This window comes from Bacillus sp. CD3-5 (genome assembly GCF_006349665.1).
GTDB classification, from domain to species: domain Bacteria; phylum Bacillota; class Bacilli; order Bacillales; family Bacillaceae_G; genus Bacillus_A; species Bacillus_A paranthracis.
The window spans coordinates 258,155-278,390 of the sequence record NZ_VEPX01000004.1; the positions used below are offsets into that span (position 1 = coordinate 258,155).

The 20,236-nt window shown below is 35.3% G+C and carries 23 protein-coding genes; 9 read left to right on the forward strand and 14 right to left on the reverse strand.

Annotated elements, in window-relative coordinates; all coding sequences use genetic code 11:
* Positions 1-37 precede the first annotated feature (37 nt).
* Entirely contained in the window at positions 38-1,165 is a 1,128-nt protein-coding gene (locus FH036_RS10840) for a cation:proton antiporter (protein WP_000899806.1), read from the reverse strand.
* 275 nt (positions 1,166-1,440) lie between these two features.
* On the opposite strand from FH036_RS10840, the gene bcaP reads away from it, so the two are divergent.
* Positions 1,441-2,844: a branched-chain amino acid transporter BcaP gene (gene bcaP / locus FH036_RS10845; protein WP_139895741.1), complete on the forward strand. Its 1,404-nt coding sequence runs from the start codon at positions 1,441-1,443 to the stop codon at positions 2,842-2,844.
* Positions 2,845-2,872: 28 nt separating this feature from the next.
* Here bcaP and FH036_RS27095 read toward each other — a convergent pair whose 3' ends face one another.
* The 3 genes from FH036_RS27095 to FH036_RS10855 all read right to left on the reverse strand — a co-directional run bounded on the left by FH036_RS27095 (position 2,873) and on the right by FH036_RS10855 (position 5,798).
* Positions 2,873-3,043: a hypothetical protein gene (locus FH036_RS27095; protein WP_001174836.1), complete on the reverse strand. Its 171-nt coding sequence runs from the start codon at positions 3,041-3,043 to the stop codon at positions 2,873-2,875.
* A 12-nt stretch (positions 3,044-3,055) separates the two neighbouring features.
* Positions 3,056-3,259, reverse strand: a complete 204-nt coding sequence (locus FH036_RS10850) for a hypothetical protein (protein WP_000391504.1) — start codon at positions 3,257-3,259, stop codon at positions 3,056-3,058.
* A gap of 79 nt (positions 3,260-3,338) precedes the next feature.
* Positions 3,339-5,798 (reverse strand): LamG-like jellyroll fold domain-containing protein, encoded by a 2,460-nt coding sequence (locus FH036_RS10855; RefSeq protein ID WP_139895742.1) that lies wholly within the window; start codon positions 5,796-5,798, stop codon positions 3,339-3,341.
* Positions 5,799-6,106: 308 nt separating this feature from the next.
* Between FH036_RS10855 and FH036_RS10860 the strand changes: the two genes are divergently transcribed.
* Positions 6,107-6,574, forward strand: coding sequence for an S-Ena type endospore appendage (locus FH036_RS10860; protein ID WP_139895743.1), 468 nt, complete (start codon positions 6,107-6,109; stop codon positions 6,572-6,574).
* A 102-nt stretch (positions 6,575-6,676) separates the two neighbouring features.
* Here FH036_RS10860 and FH036_RS10865 read toward each other — a convergent pair whose 3' ends face one another.
* The 4 genes from FH036_RS10865 to FH036_RS10880 all read right to left on the reverse strand — a co-directional run bounded on the left by FH036_RS10865 (position 6,677) and on the right by FH036_RS10880 (position 8,420).
* On the reverse strand, positions 6,677-7,030 hold the full coding sequence (locus FH036_RS10865; RefSeq protein ID WP_000526007.1) for a DUF3992 domain-containing protein: 354 nt from the start codon (positions 7,028-7,030) through the stop codon (positions 6,677-6,679).
* A gap of 14 nt (positions 7,031-7,044) precedes the next feature.
* Positions 7,045-7,425 carry a DUF3992 domain-containing protein gene (locus tag FH036_RS10870; protein ID WP_000742049.1) on the reverse strand — a complete coding sequence of 127 codons (381 nt, stop codon included), beginning with the start codon at positions 7,423-7,425 and terminating at the stop codon, positions 7,045-7,047.
* A 97-nt stretch (positions 7,426-7,522) separates the two neighbouring features.
* Complete coding sequence (locus FH036_RS10875) at positions 7,523-8,128, reverse strand: DedA family protein (protein WP_139895744.1); 606 nt, start codon at positions 8,126-8,128, stop codon at positions 7,523-7,525.
* Positions 8,129-8,138: 10 nt separating this feature from the next.
* Positions 8,139-8,420: a YkvA family protein gene (locus tag FH036_RS10880; protein WP_000733844.1), complete on the reverse strand. Its 282-nt coding sequence runs from the start codon at positions 8,418-8,420 to the stop codon at positions 8,139-8,141.
* A gap of 339 nt (positions 8,421-8,759) precedes the next feature.
* Between FH036_RS10880 and ku the strand changes: the two genes are divergently transcribed.
* Positions 8,760-9,572, forward strand: a complete 813-nt coding sequence (ku, locus tag FH036_RS10885; RefSeq protein WP_139895745.1) for a non-homologous end joining protein Ku — start codon at positions 8,760-8,762, stop codon at positions 9,570-9,572.
* A 17-nt stretch (positions 9,573-9,589) separates the two neighbouring features.
* Here the strand turns inward: ku and FH036_RS10890 are convergent, their stop codons facing one another.
* Positions 9,590-10,369, reverse strand: a complete 780-nt coding sequence (locus FH036_RS10890; protein ID WP_044791230.1) for a DUF2935 domain-containing protein — start codon at positions 10,367-10,369, stop codon at positions 9,590-9,592.
* 14 nt (positions 10,370-10,383) lie between these two features.
* Positions 10,384-10,812: a VOC family protein gene (locus FH036_RS10895; protein ID WP_011732532.1), complete on the reverse strand. Its 429-nt coding sequence runs from the start codon at positions 10,810-10,812 to the stop codon at positions 10,384-10,386.
* 33 nt (positions 10,813-10,845) lie between these two features.
* On the opposite strand from FH036_RS10895, the gene FH036_RS10900 reads away from it, so the two are divergent.
* From FH036_RS10900 to brnQ2, 4 genes are all read left to right on the forward strand, one after another.
* On the forward strand, positions 10,846-11,061 hold the full coding sequence (locus FH036_RS10900) for a spore coat associated protein CotJA (RefSeq protein ID WP_139895746.1): 216 nt from the start codon (positions 10,846-10,848) through the stop codon (positions 11,059-11,061).
* 8 nt (positions 11,062-11,069) lie between these two features.
* The gene (locus tag FH036_RS10905; RefSeq protein ID WP_001076510.1) at positions 11,070-11,333 is read left to right on the forward strand and encodes a spore coat protein CotJB; all 264 of its coding nucleotides are present in this window, start codon (positions 11,070-11,072) and stop codon (positions 11,331-11,333) included.
* 12 nt (positions 11,334-11,345) lie between these two features.
* Positions 11,346-11,915 carry a spore coat protein CotJC gene (gene cotJC / locus FH036_RS10910; RefSeq protein ID WP_000265273.1) on the forward strand — a complete coding sequence of 190 codons (570 nt, stop codon included), beginning with the start codon at positions 11,346-11,348 and terminating at the stop codon, positions 11,913-11,915.
* Positions 11,916-12,132: 217 nt separating this feature from the next.
* A complete protein-coding gene (gene brnQ2 / locus FH036_RS10915; RefSeq protein WP_139895747.1) occupies positions 12,133-13,449 on the forward strand; it encodes a branched-chain amino acid transport system II carrier protein BrnQ2 in 1,317 nt (438 codons plus the stop codon).
* A 36-nt stretch (positions 13,450-13,485) separates the two neighbouring features.
* Here brnQ2 and FH036_RS10920 read toward each other — a convergent pair whose 3' ends face one another.
* The 4 genes from FH036_RS10920 to FH036_RS10935 all read right to left on the reverse strand — a co-directional run bounded on the left by FH036_RS10920 (position 13,486) and on the right by FH036_RS10935 (position 18,245).
* A complete protein-coding gene (locus FH036_RS10920) occupies positions 13,486-15,408 on the reverse strand; it encodes an FtsX-like permease family protein (RefSeq protein WP_139895748.1) in 1,923 nt (640 codons plus the stop codon).
* A 140-nt stretch (positions 15,409-15,548) separates the two neighbouring features.
* Positions 15,549-16,553: an ABC transporter permease gene (locus FH036_RS10925; protein WP_139895749.1), complete on the reverse strand. Its 1,005-nt coding sequence runs from the start codon at positions 16,551-16,553 to the stop codon at positions 15,549-15,551.
* A 1-nt stretch (position 16,554) separates the two neighbouring features.
* Positions 16,555-17,421, reverse strand: a complete 867-nt coding sequence (locus FH036_RS10930; RefSeq protein ID WP_139895750.1) for an ABC transporter permease subunit — start codon at positions 17,419-17,421, stop codon at positions 16,555-16,557.
* A gap of 89 nt (positions 17,422-17,510) precedes the next feature.
* Positions 17,511-18,245: a YwaF family protein gene (locus FH036_RS10935; protein WP_000388693.1), complete on the reverse strand. Its 735-nt coding sequence runs from the start codon at positions 18,243-18,245 to the stop codon at positions 17,511-17,513.
* A 211-nt stretch (positions 18,246-18,456) separates the two neighbouring features.
* Between FH036_RS10935 and FH036_RS10940 the strand changes: the two genes are divergently transcribed.
* Entirely contained in the window at positions 18,457-19,563 is a 1,107-nt protein-coding gene (locus FH036_RS10940; RefSeq protein WP_139895751.1) for an efflux RND transporter periplasmic adaptor subunit, read from the forward strand.
* Complete coding sequence (locus tag FH036_RS10945; RefSeq protein WP_000609104.1) at positions 19,560-20,234, forward strand: ABC transporter ATP-binding protein; 675 nt, start codon at positions 19,560-19,562, stop codon at positions 20,232-20,234. Before FH036_RS10940 ends, FH036_RS10945 begins: the two co-directional genes overlap by 4 nt.
* Positions 20,235-20,236 lie beyond the last annotated feature (2 nt).

Here is a 20,236-nt window from a genome sequence, read left to right on the forward strand (position 1 = left end):
AAAAAGAGCTTATCTACTTCAGATAAGCCCTTCCTCTCTATACAAAATACTTCTTCAAAAGCGGCGGGGTAATAATCGTTGTCAATATAACAACAATAACAATCGCTGTGAAATTTTCTTTCGCTAGTAAATTCGCCGCCAGTCCATTTGCAGCAATAATAAGTGCTACTTCACCACGCGATACCATTCCCGCACCAATACTAATAGAAGATTGAAGGTTGAATCCTGTTAGTCTTGCTCCTAAACCTGATCCAATTAACTTTGTGAAAATCGCAATGAGCGTCATAATGATAATGAACCAAAGCTGGCTTCCGATACCTTGAAATGTAATTTCCATTCCGATACTTACGAAGAACACTGGCACAAATATCGCATACGCAATCGGTTCAATTTTATGTTCTACTTCGTGCTTATACTCTGTTTGAGAAATGGCAATTCCGGCTGCAAATGCTCCAATAATGCCTGCAATTCCCATCATTTCACTGTAATAAGAAAAAGAGAAGCAAATAATAAGAGCCGCGCTAATTAACGCTTCTGTTACACGAAGCGGCACGAGCATTTTCATAATCCAAGGAACAACTTTCCATGCAATAAAAACAATGCTAACAAAGAAGATAATTTTCTTTACGATAACAAGTGTTATATTCACATCTTGCGTTCCTAAAAAGCTCATAACAAACGCTAATAAAATAACGACGATGACATCATCAAATACAGCAGCACCTAAAATCGTTGTACTTTCTCTCGTATTCATTTTTCCTAAATCTCTTAGCGTTTGCACTGTAATACTAACTGACGTTGCGCAAAGTAATAACCCTAAAAAAATGGCATGAGATTGTATTAATCCAAACAGCAATCCTGTTACATAACCACCGATGAAAGGAAAAATAATTCCACCAGCCGCTACTGCAAATGATGATTTCAAATTCCGATTTAACTCTTCTAAATCTGTTTCAAGTCCCGCCATAAACATAAGTAGTAAAACACCAATCTCACTCAATTCATCAATAAGTTCAGAACTATTAATAATACCGAGTACAGCTGGACCGATAATAATACCAACAATTAATTTCCCAAGTACAGAAGGCTGGCCGAGTCTCACACTAATATCACCAGCTAATTTCGTACAAAGTAAAATGACGACAAGTTCAAAATAAAATAGCATAGCATCTTCTCCTACTTTAACTTTAATCAGCGGGTTTTCTCCATCCGAATAGATTGGTAATCCCCGTCCATTCCTGCAAGTAGTTTCCCCTATTCATTCGCATTTTATTTGTCACATTTTCATTTGACAAAATATTCTGAATTATAATAAAATGAACCCAGCAATTCCAAAAACTATATACCATAACTGTACCTCCATTTACTTACATACTCTTTTCTAGTGGGCTCATACTACACTCGCGGTTATGGAAATGAAAAACGGGGGGAGAGTCCAAAGTGAAGTCATTATTACGAAAAAAAGCGCTTAGTACTGAATCACCACGGCAACTACAAAGAACATTAACCGCACTTGATTTAACGTTTTTAGGAATTGGCGCCGTAATTGGGACAGGGATATTTGTATTAACAGGTATTGTTGCAGCGAAACATTCTGGTCCTGGTATTATGCTATCATTTCTTATTGCTGCATTTACTTGTGCTTGTGTAGCCTTTTGTTATGCTGAATTTGCTTCTTCTATTCCTGTCTCAGGAAGTGTGTATACTTACGCATACATGACAGTCGGAGAAGTCGTCGCCTTCATCGTCGGATGGTGTTTAATGCTCGAATATTTACTTGCCGTTGCAGCAGTAGCTGTCGGTTGGTCTGGTTATTTACAATCTTTACTACAAGGATTTAACGTCCATCTTCCCGCCATAATCGCCTCGGCCCCTGGCGTAGGAAAAGGTGGTCTCATTGATTTACCAGCTGTTTGTATTTTACTCATCATTACTGGCCTTTTAAGTTTTGGTATACGTGAAAGCGCACGCATTAATAATATTATGGTTCTTATTAAGTTAGCCGTTATTATCGCCTTTATCGTAGCAGGTGCAAAATATGTAAAACCTGAAAATTGGACACCGTTCATCCCATTCGGATATGACGGTATTATTACTGGGGCTGCTACTGTATTCTTCGCCTTCTTAGGATTTGATGCAATCGCAACCGCTGCGGAAGAAACGAAAAAACCACAGCGTGATTTACCAATCGGCATTATTGGCTCTCTTCTTATTTGCACTGTTTTATATATGATCGTATCTTTCGTTTTAACAGGTATGGTTCCTTATACACAATTAGATGTTTCTGATCCAGTTGCGTTTGCCTTACATTTCGTTGGCGAAGATACAATTGCAGGACTACTCGCTGTTGGAGCGATGACTGGAATGACAACCGTTCTCTTAGTCGTTATGTATGGACAAGTTCGCGTTTCGTATGCGATGAGCCGTGACGGTTTACTTCCAAAAGCGTTAGCACGTGTAAATAAAAGAGTGAAAATCCCTTTATTAAATACGTGGATTACTGGTGTTGTTGCCGCTTTATTAGCAGGACTTTTAGATCTGCACGTATTAGCGAATTTAGTAAACATCGGTACATTAACAGCCTTTACATTCGTTTGCTGTGCAGTACTTATTTTACGAAAAACACACCCTGACTTAAAACGCGGATTCCGTACACCTTTCGTACCTGTACTACCAGTTGTCGCGATTCTTTGCTGTTTATATTTAATGATCAATTTGTCTAAAACAACATGGATTAGCTTTGCCGTTTGGCTTATAGTCGGCTTATGCTTCTATTTCTTCTACTCTAGAAAGCATAGTCACTTAGCTACCGAAAAAACGAATGATGAAAAGAAAAAAGCATAACAAAATAGCTCGCCGTTTTAGCGGCGAGCTATTTTTCTGTACTATTATATTTTTTCGTTAACGATTGTAAAATGAAAAATATGCCGATGCAAGCTGTAAATGATGCCCAATTTCCTATTGGCGTTGCGTATTTCACAATTCCAATACCTACAAGTAATAGGAAAATAATCACCTGATATATGAGCTTCCACTTTTGCATATGTTCCCTCCTTTACTTCGTTCCCTTCTTTTTCTTCTTCCATGCATTTAAACTATCAAAGAAGAAGTTAATAAATAACGTGCCTAAACCCGCTAATAAAAACGTCATTAAAAATAGAACCCATATGCTTTTTTCTTTTAAGAAATAATATCCTACAAGGAGCACAACCGCGATCCATACATATTCAAGAATTCTTTTTAGCTTTTTCTCTTCCAAATTATTCGCTCCCTCTTTCTATGCTATTTTTAGTATAACAAAAAAGAAGCCTATCATGATAAGCTTCTTTTCTTCATTCTTATTTGTTTATGCTTTTTTCAACGAGTGAAATCGTATACTCTAACGTACGATTGATCGTTTCTACCTGTGCATCTTTTACTTTTACATCTTTCACTACAGCTTCGGCCACTGTAATTTTTTGACTCAGTGCTTTCACTGAACCGTCCGTTACATTTACATCTTGCGCTTTTTTCACTACTGCTTTTGCAGATTCAATATTGATTTGTAATTTTTCTTTCGGTGTTTTCGGTTGTTCTACTACTTTAGATTGTATAAATGTTTGATTTGCAGTTTTTAATTCATTATACGCTTGAACAATTTGTTCTCCCGTACTCGCTACATTTTCAAACACTTGTTTTGCATGATTATAGCTTTTCTCTAATTCTTGAAATGCTTCCTTTGAATATTGACCTGGCTTATCACCAAACTCATACGTACCAGCTAACACTTCTTTCACTTTTCCAAGCCCTTCAAATAACGCATTTACTTGCTCTAATTTCGTACGGTTAGAAAACTCATTGTACGCCGCTAATACTTCTGAAGAACTTAACGCTTTACTATATAATTTCGCAAGCGCGATTTGTCCATTTAACGGAATGCCACCATTTCCATTGCTATCAGGATCCGCTCCAAGTGCAAATGGTACATTTGGATGATACACTTTCCCTGTAGCTGGTTGGCTATTTACTTTTTTACCATCGACATAAATAGCTACTTCACTTCCGTTATACGTTCCTGTTAAGTGATATGTTTTGTTTGCTTCTAATTGAACGCCAACGCGTTTATAACTGCCGCCAATGTGAGCCCATAATTCAACATATCCACTTCCTGTAGATTCAAAACCAATTCCGCCACTCTCTGTATTTTGCAAAATACCTTGTCCGCGAATTTCATTCATTGAAAATACAGTTTCTAGCGTGAACGTATTTGCTACTTTTTCTTTTTGTGCTGCTGAAAACGGAAGGTATCCAAATGTATTTGCTTTTCCGTTTAGCTTCATCACATTCTTTTTCAATGCTTTATCATATTCAATAGTCACATTGCCCTTCACATCACCTTTTGTACCAAATGGTGAATTGTCTTTAAATGTACCATCTGCAAAATTCACATCGAAAACATCAGCCTTTGGCACTTTTACATTCGGATCAATATCATCTTTTTTCGTAGTAATTTCTGCCGTTAAAGGCTGCGCACTTTCATTACCAAACGAATCAATTGCAACTACTTCAAGTGTATATGTTTTCCCGCCATCTAACCCTGCAAGTGTAAATGTAAGATCTTTCGGCACTGGATCACGATAAAACTCTGAGAATGCTAACAGCTTGTTTTTAATTTCTCCTGTTTGCTTATCTCTAGCTTGTACACGATAAGAATGAACAAGAAGGTTGTCCAACGCTTGCTGGAATGTTACCGTTGCCGCATTTTCTGTTACATTTGATACAGCAAGCTTTGCATCCTTTGCAAAGTAAGGTTTTTCTTTATCACGATCTTCTACATGTGTAAATGTGTCTTTCTTTGCTGGTAATTTAATTTTCCAAGGCTCGCCTGTCCAAGAATTTGTATGGAAATCACGGCGATTGATCGTTACTTCTTTATCGTCTACTTCTACTAATAAGCCTTGGCTTAATGTACTAGCTCCTGGCGGGATCGTCCCTTGTACTTTACCACCTTCAACTTCCATATAACTTACTGAAGATGTACCAACTGATGTAAAGTCTTTTTGATGAATCGATCTCGGGTCATCTAACGGATAATGTGAATGACCTGAAAACGTAATAACTTGTGGATATTCTTTTAACACCTCGTTAATTTTCGCGCTATCTTTTGTTCCCCACTCTTGGCTACCGTATACTGTATCTTTAATATGCTGGTGTAAAAATACGAAAATTGGTTTTTCTGGATCATCTTTTTGTGCCTTTGCCATTTCTTCTTTTAACCAATTAATTTGCTTATCTGAATAATATCCATGAGTTGTCCCATCTTCTGGAGACATAACAAGGAAATGATACCCTTTCACCACTTTATGATAGTAAATCGATTCCATTCCTGTTTTTTCTAAGAAACGCTTCTGTGCGCCCTCTACAGATAAACCGTTCCAATAATCATGGTTACCAAGAGAATTCATTCGCACAGCATCTTTATTTGCATTTTCATTATACACTTGCATGAAACGATCATATTGTTGCAGTGATCCTGAATCAGTAAAATCTCCCACAATTACAAACGCATCTTGTTTAGGTGCAAGTGTATTCAGTTGCTCGATTGCTCGTTTCCAGCGAAACGTATCATCTGTTCCACTATTCTTAATATGTACATCACTTACAACCGGGAAAACGATCTTCTTCTCACTCGGTGCCTTTTCTTGCTTCTTCTCTTCCGCTTTAACTGATGTACCCCACGGAAATGATACAAATGCTAATACAAAAACCATTAATAATCCAATAAGACCTTTTACTTTGCGTAAAGCTGTTCTTTCCACATGAATCCCCCTCATATAATAAATTAATTACATTGGTTATTGTATCGAACATATATTAACTTAATTTAAACTAAAAATTTATTTTGTTTAAATTTTGTAAATATACAGTCAATTTTATATTAAATGCCACATTTACATAAAACAAGCACTTTTGTCTAATAGTTAACTAACTTTTTCCTATAAAAACTGTGAAGAGGTATGGGCCTATGAAACTATCACGATTTTATTTTTTTTATCTATTCTTAACACATCGGCCATGCTGTTACATTTAATAATAGTAAACAATCTTATGAAAAGGAGGGAACCCATTGAAACCTCATAAAAATATCGGCTGTTTTGCTCCTTTATCTATCATTTGTCAACCTACTTGCCCCTGTCCTCCTCCTATTTCCCCACCTGAAAGAGGCGATGCCGAATTAGTTACCAATGAGTTCGCTGGAGATATTCTTATCTCAAATGATTTTATTCCAATTTCTCAAAAACAACTAAAACAAACCAACACCACAGTAAACATTTGGAAAAAAGATGGAATTATTTCATTATCTGGAACTATCTCTATATACAACAATAGAAATAGTACCAATGCACTATCTATCCAAATAATAAGTTCTACCACAAACACTTTTACAGTTTTACCTGGAAACACTATTTCATATACAGGCTTTGATTTACAATCCGTTTCAGTTATCGATATTCCATCAGATCCTTCTATTTATATCGAGGGGCGTTACTGCTTCCAATTAACTTATTGTAAATCAAAGCGAGATTGCCTATAACAAAAAAACTATTGCTTTTGAATCTAATCAAAAGTCTACTAAAAAACGTGCAAACTTATGAATCGTTTGCACGTTTTTTAGTAATCTTTAAATCACTATATATTAAGACAAAGTGTAGCGAATAGTCATACAAAATTCTCCTGTTTCAGCAGCCGCTGTTCCAAGAATTGTAACCGTATCAAATCGGCGAACTGTAAAAGATGCGCTACTTCCAGTGGCAACTACAATTGTTTCCACTGCAGTCCCCGTTACTCCTCCACTATAAAATACAATTGTAACAGGACCTGTTCCAGTATCCACTTTCAAATATCCTGAAGCATAAATATCTTGCGAAATATTATCAGCATAAATGATTGCTGCAGTTGCAGCTGCTGTCCAATCAATACACACCTTATCTTGGACAATTGTTTTTTGTCCATTTGCACAACATGAAAGATTTGTACTACAATTCCCCATACTAATTCCCCTCTCTATGCCATTAAATATCTAGTTGTAATACAAAATTCCCCTTGATACGTACCTATCGGCGTTGCTGGAGTTGTAATTTGGATGATGTTAAAGCGGCGAAACGTAAATGAAATGCTAGTCCCTTCATTTACTAGGAATGTTTGGATTGTCCCTCCACCTGAGTCTAAAACCGTTACTGTAATTTGGTTCGCAGGACTTACGCCAGGACCAACATCATAAGTTAAATATCCTGTACCAACAATATTCTGATTCACATTGTTTGCGTAAACTGTAAATGTACTAGCTTCAGCACTAGACCACGGGTTACATACTTTATCTTGGACGAAGTTACTGCTATTATCTGAGCAGCATGTTAATACTGTACTTGAGCATTCACAAGCCATAGCCTTTCCCCTCTCTCTTTGTTATTCCCTATATGTGTATGTCCCCCAGAGTCTTTTGCCTGTACTATTCATCTATTTTCAAAAAATATTCATATGACTAGATAGATTCAGTTTTATTTCTTTTTTTCATAAATTTATAGATGAATATACCACCTACAACAATAACTACGACTAGTAATATCGGTAGCATATATTGTCCAACAACATCCGCCGCTTTTGCCCAATGCGGACCTAATTTCATTCCAAAATAGACATATAAAGTTGTTAACGGGAACATTGCTACAAATGTATAAATACTAAATTTCCATATATTCATTTTTGCCATACCACATGGAACAGAAATAAGTGTTCGAACTCCCGGTACAAAGCGTCCAACAAATGCTACAACTGGTCCATATTTCTCAAAGAAATCATCTGCTTTTTGAATTTGTTCTTCTTTAATAAAGAAGTATTTCCCGTACTTTATTAATAGAGGACGACCACCGTAATAACCGAGTGCGTATAACGTTAACGGTCCTGTCGTTCCGCCAAGTGTTCCAGCTAATACAGCTAGCCAAAAATTCATATCCCCCTCGTACACCCAATATCCAACCATAGGCAAAACGACTTCTGCTGGAATAAATTCAAACGTTAAAGCCAATACAACTCCAAAATAAGAAAACTGCTTTAAAAACTCAATTATATCTAAAATAATTTGCTCCATATTTTAACTCCTATCCTACGTTTACATTATGCTTTTCTTGTAATTGAACTGGCGCCATTTTTACAATTCGGTTCAAAATAAATAACACAATCCCAATATCATCTAAAATACCGATGAACGGTAAGAAGTCTGGAATTAAATCGAGCGGCATCGCTACATAACCAACTAAAAAAGCAATGGATAAGATTTTCTTCTTTATTGAAACCTCTTTTGAAGTAAAAAAGTCAAATAGGAATGGAACAAATCGGCGAACATGAAATACAACTCTTAATCTACTAATCAGTTTTTTCATTTTTATTTCTCCTCTCTTTGTATACAAAAAGGCCCCTACCAAATATGGTAAGGGTCCTAAAAAAGACAATAAGGGGCCTTTACCATTGCTGGTAAAGGTCTCACTAACAACGAAACGTTGCCAATAAAGCCGAGGGTTTCTCCCTGTAATGACGACTTTATTGTAATAAGTTACTCCCCTTTATACACAATTTTATACACTCACATTAAAATATTTCAGAGGGCTTGTCAATATCTTTTATATTCCAATCCCTTCCGTAAAAAACAAATACACGTATAGGAAATTTCCTACTATCTCATAATATACATAACCATTTTTGAACGAAAGGAGATGTTTCATTTGCATACCGTCTGGAAAGGTGCACTTTCACTTGGACTATTAAATATAGGAATTAAACTATATAGCGCCGTAGATGAAAACGATATAAAATTTTTAAGCCTCCATAAAGAATGCTTAACACCTATTAAATATAAAAAATTCGCTCCCGATTGTACAGATGAAGAAGTCGATGATAAAGATATTGTAAAAGCCTATGAATACGCACCTCATAAGTACATTATTATGGATGAAAAAGAATTATCTGCGTTGCAAAAAGCTCACGAACCACGATCCATTCGGATTATATCTTTTGTCCAAAATAACGAAATCGATTCTGTTCTTTATGATCGTTCTTATTTTATAGGCCCTACCCCAGGACATGAAAAATCGTATTTATTATTAAAAGAAGCTCTTGAACGTACGAATAAACTTGGTCTAATCCATATTTCCATTAGAAAAAAACAACATTTAGCTATTATCCGTAACTTTGAAGATGGGCTTATGTTGCAAACTATTCACTATCCTAATGAAATTCGCGATATAACAAATATACCTAACTTACCAAGTAACGAAAATTATCCGATTCAAAAACAAGAACTCACCGCAGCAATTAATTTAATCCACCATCTTACAAACCCTTTCGAGCAAGAGTTATATACAGATGAATATAAAGAAGCTCTTACCGAATTAATAGAAAATAAAATTGAAGAACAGGAAAGAATGGAAACCATCTCTCCTGCTCCAAACATCATCAATATTATGGAGACATTACAGGCAAGTATTGAACAAGCAAAAATAAAAAGAGACAATAAAACAGAAAAAGAGGCCAAATAAAATTGACCTCTTTTTCTTTAAAGCGGATTACATTTCGGCATTTCAAGTCCAGATGATTGAGCTAATTTTAATAAATAATAACATTCCTCTCTTGCCATATGATCTGCCATTCTCGCTGATAATGCACTTAATACTTCATTCGATAACTCGAGCTCTTCCACTTCATGTAAAAAATGTGAAAATAATTTTAGTTCAAGTGAAACATCTTTTGTAAACTTTTTTAATGCAGGAAAATGATGAAGCTCTGTTCTTAAATACCCCGTCATTTCAACTGCCTTCAAATAAAATTGTTCAAAGTGCTTCTCGAATTCTTCACTTTTCTTTTTTAATCTTTTTTCAACAAGATCTAGCCCACCAGAAATAGAGCCCGCATGACCAGCCGCATCCGTTAGCCAAACGAGATGATAATGTAATTCATGAAAAACAGGCGGTACTTCCCCTTTCTTTAAAAACTCTAAAACCGTTATATACTCCTCAACTTCATTTACCATATGATTGATAAAAGTTGGCGTAAAATGAATGGTAATTTTTCCTTCCAACTGTTTCTGTATAATATTTAATTTAAACATTCGTATTTCCTTAGCTGCTTGTTCCGCCTCTTTGGAAAATGCCACGAGATTCACATTATGAACTTTATTTAACAGATTCGTAAATGTTTCAACAAAATAAATAGCTTTTTTTATATCTTCTTTTTCCTTCGGAGCTAATGCATCAAGTAAAAACTGCGCATGATCAGTAAGTACCTTTAGCCAAAATTGATGCTCAAACAACGCACTTTCTTCATAATTTCTCTCCACCAAATCCCCTCCATCTATTCATTCTTCTCTATCACTTCAAGTTTATATCCATCTGGGTCTTGTACTACAATACTCTTCGCATATTCATTTTCTGTATATAAAATCTCATAAAACGCTAGCTTCTTTTTCAATTTCTCTATGTTAGAAATCGTAAACGTTAAAACCTCACATGAATCTGTAACAGTTTTTTCCCGTCCACCTAACACGCGATTCATGACAAAACTAATTCTCTTTGAGTCAGAATCATACCAAACTCCTGTTGTATCTAATTGCGGTCTTTCTAAACTAGGTTTGATTCCTAAAATCCCTTCGTAAAAATACAACGTTTCCTTTAAGTTTTTCACTTCCAATACAATGAATTGTTTCACAGTCTCCACATTCATTCCCCCCGTACCTATTACTTTTTTATATGTGTCATAAATGCTCATTATGTCTGAATACAATACGTAGTAATGAACATGTAAGGAGGTTTATTCGTGAATAAATATATGAGATTATTTGTGCCCTATCATAGTCCTCTCGATCCTTGTCCTCCTATCGGAAAAAAATATTATTCTACTCCTCCTAATTTATTTTTAGGCTTTCAACCGCCAAACTTACCGCAATTCACGCCAAAAGAAGCACTCCAAAAAGGAACTTTATGGCCTGTTTTTTATGACTATTATGAAAATCCTTATAAAAAAGGGCGGTGACTACTGACGTGAATCAATCGCTACCAGAAGAATACTATCAACTTTTACTGGAGCTTCAAGAACTAGACTTTGTACTAGTTGAACTCACTCTTTATTTAGATACACATCCAGATGACACCGCTGCAATTAATCAATTTAATGACTTTTCCTATAAACGGAGAGTATTAAAACAAAAGATGGAAGAAAAATACGGACCACTCCAACAGTTTGGAAACAGTTATTCGAATGCCCCTTGGGAATGGAGCAAAGGTCCTTGGCCATGGCAAATATAAAGGAGAGAAACTATGTGGATTTATGAAAAGAAATTACAATACCCCGTTAAAGTGGGAACTTGCAATCCAGCACTTGCAAAATTATTAATTGAGCAATATGGCGGTGCAGATGGAGAATTAGCTGCTGCACTCCGTTACTTAAATCAGCGTTATACAATTCCTGATAAAGTCATTGGCCTCCTTACCGATATTGGTACAGAAGAATTTGCGCATCTTGAAATGATTGCTACGATGGTTTATAAGCTGACGAAAGATGCGACTCCTGAACAAATGAAAGCTGCTGGTCTTGACCCTCATTACGCTGATCATGATAGTGCACTTCACTACCATAACGCTGCTGGTGTTCCATTTACTGCAACCTATATACAAGCTAAAGGTGATCCAATTGCCGATCTATACGAGGATATTGCAGCCGAAGAAAAAGCACGAGCAACATATCAATGGCTCATTAATTTATCCGATGATCCAGATATAAATGATAGTCTACGCTTCTTACGTGAACGTGAAATTGTCCATTCACAACGTTTCCGAGAAGCAGTTGAAATTTTAAAAGAAGAACGTGATAAAAAAATATTTTTTTAAAACACATATCCTAGCGATATGTGTTTTTTTACGTTCAAAGTTAAATCCTTCCTATTGAAGATATAAATAGTATATTTATTCGATTTAATGCATTATTTTTTAATTTTTTCAAAATTCCCTATTGCTTTCTAGTCATCAGACCTTTAAAATAGTAACAGTTACTCGACAAATTGTTTGAATTTTCGACAAAAATACTCATTAGGAGGATTTTCTTTATATGCGTACAACTTTAAAGCCAGCGCAAATACTTTCGATTAGTTTATTACTATTCGCAGTTTTCTTCGGTGCTGGTAATATGATTTTCCCGCCCCTTCTCGGTCTTTCTTCCGGAGAAAATATGTGGGTCTCCATTACAGGATTTATTATTACAGACGTCGGTTTATCTTTACTAGCTATCGTCGCTGTTGCTCTTGCCGGTGGTAGTTTTAACACTTTAGCAAGCCGTGTTCATCCAAAATTTGCAGCAATATTCGCTATCATTATTTATCTTTCAATCGGCCCACTATTTGTTATTCCACGAACTGGATCTGTATCTTACGAAATTGGGATTGCACCACTTTTCCCGGACCAATGGTACTCTATGTTAATCTTTAGTGCAATTTTCTTTACAGTCGTCTACTTCTTATCATTAAATCCATCAAAATTAGTAGATCATATCGGAAAAATATTAACACCAATTTTACTTGGAATTATTGCAATTATGGCAACAAAAGCGATTCTTTCACCAGGAACGTTTGCAGAACCTATTGGTGACTATAAAGAAATCCCATTTTTCAAAGGATTTCTTGAAGGATTTTTAACGTTAGATGCAATTGGAGCACTTGTATTATCAACGATTGTTGTAAATGCAATTCGCCAAAACGGTATACAAGAGAAGAAATCAATTGCGAAATATACAATTATTTGCGGAAGCATTGCAGCTCTATTTTTAACAATTGTTTATTTCTTACTCGGTTATATCGGTGCTTCAAACGGCAACTTAGGTCAATTCGAGAACGGTGGTCAACTATTAGCTACTGTTATGTACCAATTCTTTGGGACAAGCGGTAATGTTTTATTAAGTATCGCAATCATCTTCGCTTGTTTAACGACAGCAATCGGCGTTGTAAGTGCATTCGCCAACTATTTTGCAACAGTATTAACGAACGTTTCTTACAAAAAGCTCGTACTATACGTTTGTATCTTTAGCTTCGTGATTTCAAACTTAGGTTTAAGTTTATTAATCAAAATTACTTTACCTGTATTAATTATTTTATATCCAATTACGATTATTTTAATTTTCGTATCATTTATAGATAAATATACGAAACGCAAACCTTCTGTCTACATCGGAGCAATGATCGCAGCATTCATTATTAGCTGTATTCACGCACTTGATAATGTGGAAATGATACCAAACTTTATCGCTAATATCGTACACACCATTCCTTTTTACAACTTAGGAATTGGCTGGATTATTCCAGCAATTATCGGTGGTATAATCGGTTACTATATTCCCCAAGCAGAAGCTGAAGGTGAAGTTTCTACAAAATAAAAAGAAGCAAGCATGGATTTCATGCTTGCTTCTTTTTTATTTTCTATCGCTACATACTGTATTTGTGTACGAACGGACCGTTAACATATAGTAACCAAAGTAAATGATGATATACACACCTATACTTCCTAATAAAGGAAGACTATATTCAAACATTCCTGTAAAGCCCATCAAACTTAAAAATGCAAAGAATGTATGACAAATCGCAAGAAGTAATGGTACTAAAAATATTGCACCTACTTGCTTTCTTACAGACTCTGTTGCTTCCTTTTTCGTTAGTCCAATTTTCTTTAACATTCCGTACGCTGGACGCTCTGCCATCGCTTCTGTTATTTGTTTAAAGTATAAAATACAACCTGTTGCAAGAATAAAGACAATCCCTAAAAATACACTAGCAAATAATAATACTGCACCATCTTGCAATTCAGATTGGCTGGCCTCTTCAAATGATTGGAATTTCGCTTCTTTGGAAAGGATATTCGCTAAATTTTTCGTTACCTCTGCATTACCATTTCCTTCGACGATAAATCCTCTAACTGTAGAAACAGCATGTCCTTGCTGCAACTTATTAAATAATGAATCTTGAACAACAAGTCCAACTGGTGCAAGTTTCGCACTCACAACTGTTTCCTCTCGATGGTCAACGATTGTAATATCATCCTTCATCCCTTCAAAGGATACATTATTTCCTTCAAGTGAATTGCTTTCGATGTTATACGACTTATACGGATCTAATAAAATAACTTCCTTTTCAGAACCGAGAATAACTTGTTTCTTACCTAACATAGAAGCTACTTTATTATAATCTGTCACTTTTATCATTTGCACATTACCATTACCTATTAAGTACCCAGTTAATATTTGTTCTCCATCTATCTTTCCTTGCATAGAGAGCATAGCTACAGATGTTTCATTTTTAATTGCTAGCTCATGTTTTTGAATTTCTTCTCTAACTTTCTTATCTAATTCCTTTCCAGTCGTTACATACTCATAACTAACTGGATTCATTAATGCCGCTGTCTTCTGCGCTCCATAATACATACTAGAACTAATTCCAATGGTACATAATGTTACCGCACTTAATAAAGATAATAGCGCGAGCATCTTTACGTTTCCTTTTATTCTGAAGAACAATGAAGAAATGGATAAAATGTTCGTTCCATTCCAATATTTCGTTTTATCTTCCTTTATTTTATGGAGTGATTTCACTGTATATTGCTCAAATAGTAAAAACGTACCTTTTACAATACAACCAAAAATAAGTAGACCTGTAATAAAAATTGCTCCAAATCCAAAAACTTGTGTAAGTAGCGCAATGATATAACCTGTAATTAATAAAACAATTGCTCGTTTTGCCTTCTTACTTGCATACGTAGGTGCCTCTTCTTTTTGATTTTCACCATATAGTAATTCAACTAAACGATGCTCATAAATTAACTTTTTACTTTTCCATGATGCAATAAAGAAAATTGCACCTATCGTTATAAGAACTTCTACTATAGATAAAAATGAAATCGTAAATGTAAAAGTAAATGCACTTCCCATTAACTTTACGAGAAACCCTGCGCACATATTCGCTATAAATAAACCAGCAAGAATACCTAACACACTTGCCGCAGCACCAACTAATAATGTTTCATAAAAGAGTAACTTCGCAATCTCCTCTTTACGGATACCTAATAAACTGTATAGTGCAATTTCTTTTTTCTTCTTTCGTAAAAAGAAGCTATTGCAATAAAAAATAAATATCGTTAAAAAGATAATCAACAATATTTGTGCAAACGTAAATGTCGTTTCCACCTTATCCGATTCTTTTAAAAGAGCTACTACACTTTCATTTCGTTTAATCGATACGAATGTAAAATAAATAATAATGCTGCCTACTAATGAAATAAAGTATAGAAAATAATCTTTCATATTTCGTTTTATACTACGTTTTGATACTTCTAAAAAATCCATCGTATACCTTCACCTGCTCTCGCATTTCTCTATACATAAAGTGTATACGAAATTGTATTTCTCCCCTATCGATTTTCATTACATCTCTCTTACGATATTGTAATATAACAAAATAAAAAGAACCTAGTTTCCTAGATTCTTTACATCGTATGTTTAAACGTAAACAGCTCTTCCTTTGACTGCACAGCAGATTGTTCCTCTTCTACAACATCCTTCTTTATCACTCCTCCTAATCTTACTTTCATCATCGCCTCTTCGATACTTTTTACAATCATATTTCCTGAAAAAATAGTAAATCCAAAAAATGTAATTGGAACGAGAGGGATCCATGGATTCACTGTTAATGATCTAAAATAGACTCCAATTAGCCCTGACCATTCATGTGTGTAAGATTCTATTTCTTCTATCGGCCCTAAAAACTTAACCGTTCCGCCAAAGAATATTTCTAGTAACCCTAAGTGCAGTAAAATAGTAAGAGTCTGCGTAAACTGCTGAAAAAATACAAGTATAAACGTCATATAAAGATGCGGGAAAAGATGCTTTATAACAATATGTCTTCTCGATCCACCTAATATGCGCGCGGCATCAACAAATTCCTCCGTTCGCAATTTACGAACTTCCTTCGCAACATACAGTGCAATAACTGGCATTACAAGCATTACAAGTAAGATAACTTGAAACGAAGCCCTTTCAAAAAAGGTTGTTGTTTCCTCCCCACTTCCAAATGTACTTGCAAATTGAAGAAAAAAATACGCAATCATAACTGTCGGAATAACTGTAAAACTATCAAAGAAAGCTTCAATTTTTGAAAATCCTCTTTTTATGTACGTTCCGAGCACGACACCGAAAAATACACCTATTACCATTCTAAGTGCCGCAATTAAAATAGATATACCAATCGTCCATTTCGCGCCTTCAATGACTAAATGTAACAGGTCATACCCTTTCCGATCTGTCCCAAGTAAAAATTGTAATGAAGGTGAAAAAGGTGGCACTTGTGGGTTTTCATCCGCATCATATTGCAATGTAACTTGTCTAATATGTCCATCATTCCATAACGTATTTCCGATGCTCAAAAGAACTAATAGGAGAAGAAACCCAATGCTTATCCAAAATCTTTTATCACGTTTTATATACGTCCACATATTATAATCTCTCCTTCATCGCAGCCGGAATGAGATAATGAAACAATTTAAATAAAATAAAAATCGGAATATAAATAAGCAGTACACTCACAATAAAAACTTCAACTCTAATACCCTCATACGATTTCAAAAACATAAAAATACCACCCGTATTAAAAATCCATTCTATAATATATAAATTAGATAACATAAAAAAGATATTCGTTTTCGCAAAGAATAATGTACTAAGCAACACATTTCGTAAAATATGACGATTTAAAATATGAAAGCGCCCCAGCCCTTTCGCCTTAGCAAATAGTACATAATCTTTTTCTAGTTCATTTTCAAAACGAAGCACGACCATTTTTACAAACATAATCGTAGTCGGGATGCTCAAACACAATATTGGCAACCCCCTAATCGACTCGCCTCCAATTGAAGCAATTTGAAAAGGTAAAAAACCTGTTTGTTTAAAAAACCATACAACTAAAATTTGTGATACTAAAATAAGAAGGATATCTGGAATGGATTCTAGGAAGATAAGAAATGATTTAATTCGATGTTGTATACGCGGTGAACTACTCATAATTACATAAACAATACAAAATGCTACAAATAATGAAATAAAAAAAGCAGCTAAAAATATAACAATTGTTTCTTTATAATGGACGAACAACTGCGGAAATAAAAATTTATCTCCCACATATTTAAAATTGGAGATGTCCATTAAATTCACAAACACTTCTTGTAAACTCTGTATGTACTGTGATGCATGCAGCTCAAATCCATAAAATAGTTTCGGCAATGTCCCTAAACAAATAATACCCAAAATCGAAATAAGAAATTGAAACGTCACTTCCATCCCATTCAGAAAAACTTTTTTGACCACGTTTTCCCTTCTCTCTTTATATAATTTACTCTCTAATTTTATTCTTAATTTTCTGAATTGTAAATATTCACATATAAAAAATCACTAGGTTATGATCCTAGTGATTCTTTATGCGTATGCCCTTCTCTTTTCGCAAACGGCATATACAAAATAAAACATCCAATAAGCGCTGCGAGTTCTAATGAAATAATATAGTAAGGATGCGGTCCTAACATATCAAGTAATGAAGCTGTTTCTGGCTTATGAGCTAAAAACATATAATTACCGCCTGTTTTATAATTTACAAACGAAACAATTGGAATCAATATGTTTAAAAATATCATTGTGCGTTTAATAGATTGTACTGTCGGACGATATCCTTCCACCCAAGTCATAAAGAGTGGTGCCCAAATGAGCAATATATGCGCGATAAAATATTCAATGAAACGAAAATGCGGAAAAGCATACTGCAAGTTTGGCGTTAAAATAGCTTGTGATGCACCAATAATTCCCGTGAAAAATACAATCTCATATATGCGGTAACTTTTCGTTACGATCATAATCGACGCTAATAATAAACTAATCGTACATAACTCAAACGGTAATGAAGTGGCTAGCTCAAAAATCCCTGCTTTCCACTCCCACATATGCAGTCCAATTTCACTCCCTATAAATAAAATTGCAATCGCATATCGAACCGTTATATTCCACTCATTTTGACGTAATACATCTTGGTATTGATATAAAAAAACGATTCCCACCAACATAATAAATAATATAATGGCATGTTGCCTTGAGTAGGGAATAAACGGTTTTAATGGATGCGCACTAAAATAAGCTTCCATCTTCCTTCCTCCTCTCCTTCATAGAATATTATTGTAAGAAAAAAAACACGCGTCAATTCATTTGCTTAAACTAAGACAACCTCTACCTTACATTTACATATTCATACCTTACAAAACTGTAAGGTTATTGTAAGCTAAAACGATTTGTCAGATTCTTCACCTCTTCTATACTGAATGTAGATACTAAAACGAACGAAAAGGTGATAAATAGATGAAGAAGAAAAATAAAGTGTTAATTACTAGTGTAGTAGCAATCGGAATTGCAGCTGGATCATACTTTGCATTTGCTGGTGGTGGTGGTTCAGAAGTAGCAATGGCATATAGCGGATATAAAGTAACAGAAAAACAAATTGAAAACGCGCAAAAATTTGGCGGTGAAGTTATTCCAAACGGCATCGAAACAATTTCATTTGATCCAACAAAAGGAACGTATGAATTAGCTGTAAAAAAAGGCGATGAAGTGAAAAAAGGGCAGCTTCTATTTAAATACAATGACCCTACTGCTAAACAAGGTGTAACAGAAGCAGAAATGCAAAAGAAAATTGCACAAAAAGAAGTAACATTGTTCCAAAAACAAATTGATGCAGCGAAACAAAAATTACAAAAAGATAAAAATGCAGGCCTTCCTGCTGAAGCATTAAAAGCATCAGAAATTGAAGTACAGCAATTAGAATCACAACTTGAAATGAAGAAGTTTGAAGTTGAAAAGGCTGATGAGATGATTAAAGCAGCAAAAGAGAAAGTAAACACACTTTCTGTAACGAGCCCTACTGATGGCGTAATTGATGACATCGTAAAAACTGCTGATGAAAAAACAGGTATGAGCGGCATTACACTTCGTCACGCTGGTCCATTTAAAGTAAAAGGTCAACTTTCTGAATATGAGCTTGCTAGTATGAAAGTTGGGCAAGAAGTAACTGTTTCCTCAAAAACGGTCGCTGGTAAGACTTGGACAGGAAAAGTAACAGAAATCGGTTCTACACCATTAAAGAGCATGGATGAAAACAAAACAGTTTCTAACTATCAATTCACTGTCACATTAGATAATAGTGAAGAATTACAAAACGGCTTCCACGTATACGTAACGAGTAAATCTGGCGAAGCAACTGGGACAATTGTTCCAAAAAGCAGCATCGTGAAAAAAGGTGACAAAAATGTTGTCTTCGTCGTAAAAGATGGTAAAGCGAAAGAACAAGCAGTTACTGTTGAATTCGAGACTGATAGCGAAGCAAAAGTTTCTGGAGTAAAAAAAGGAGAGGAAATTATTTCTAAACCTGAAAAAGACTTAAAAGATGGTATGGAGGTTGTCGCCCAGTGATTAACTTAAAAGGCATCACGAAATCCTTCCAAAACGGTGCAGAATCCGTTCAAATATTACACGGAATTGACGTAACACTGAACCAAGGAGAATTCACTTCTATTATGGGACCTTCTGGTTCTGGTAAATCAACATTAATGAACATTATCGGTTGCTTAGATAAACCGACGACAGGTACGTACGAACTAGCCGGTCAAAATATTTCAAACATGACTGAAACAGAACTTGCACACGTACGTAATAAAGAGATCGGATTCGTATTCCAAAACTTCATGTTATTACCGAGACTTACAGCACTTCAAAATGTAGAGCTGCCTCTTATTTACGCTGGAGTTGATAAAAAAGAAAGACGTGAGCGCTCATTAGCTGCTTTAACAAAAGTCGGTTTAGCCGATCGTGCTACTCACCTACCGAACGAACTATCAGGTGGACAAAAGCAGCGTGTCGCTGTTGCACGCGCAATCGTAAATAACCCGAAATTTATCTTAGCCGATGAACCGACGGGGGCACTTGATACGAAAACAAGTACACAAATTATGGACCTCTTTTACGAATTAAATAAACAAGGCTCAACAATCATTATGATTACCCACGATCGTGAAATTGGGGAAGCAGCAGCACGCCAAATTGTAATTCGTGACGGAAATATCGTCCAAGATTGGAGAGGTTAATT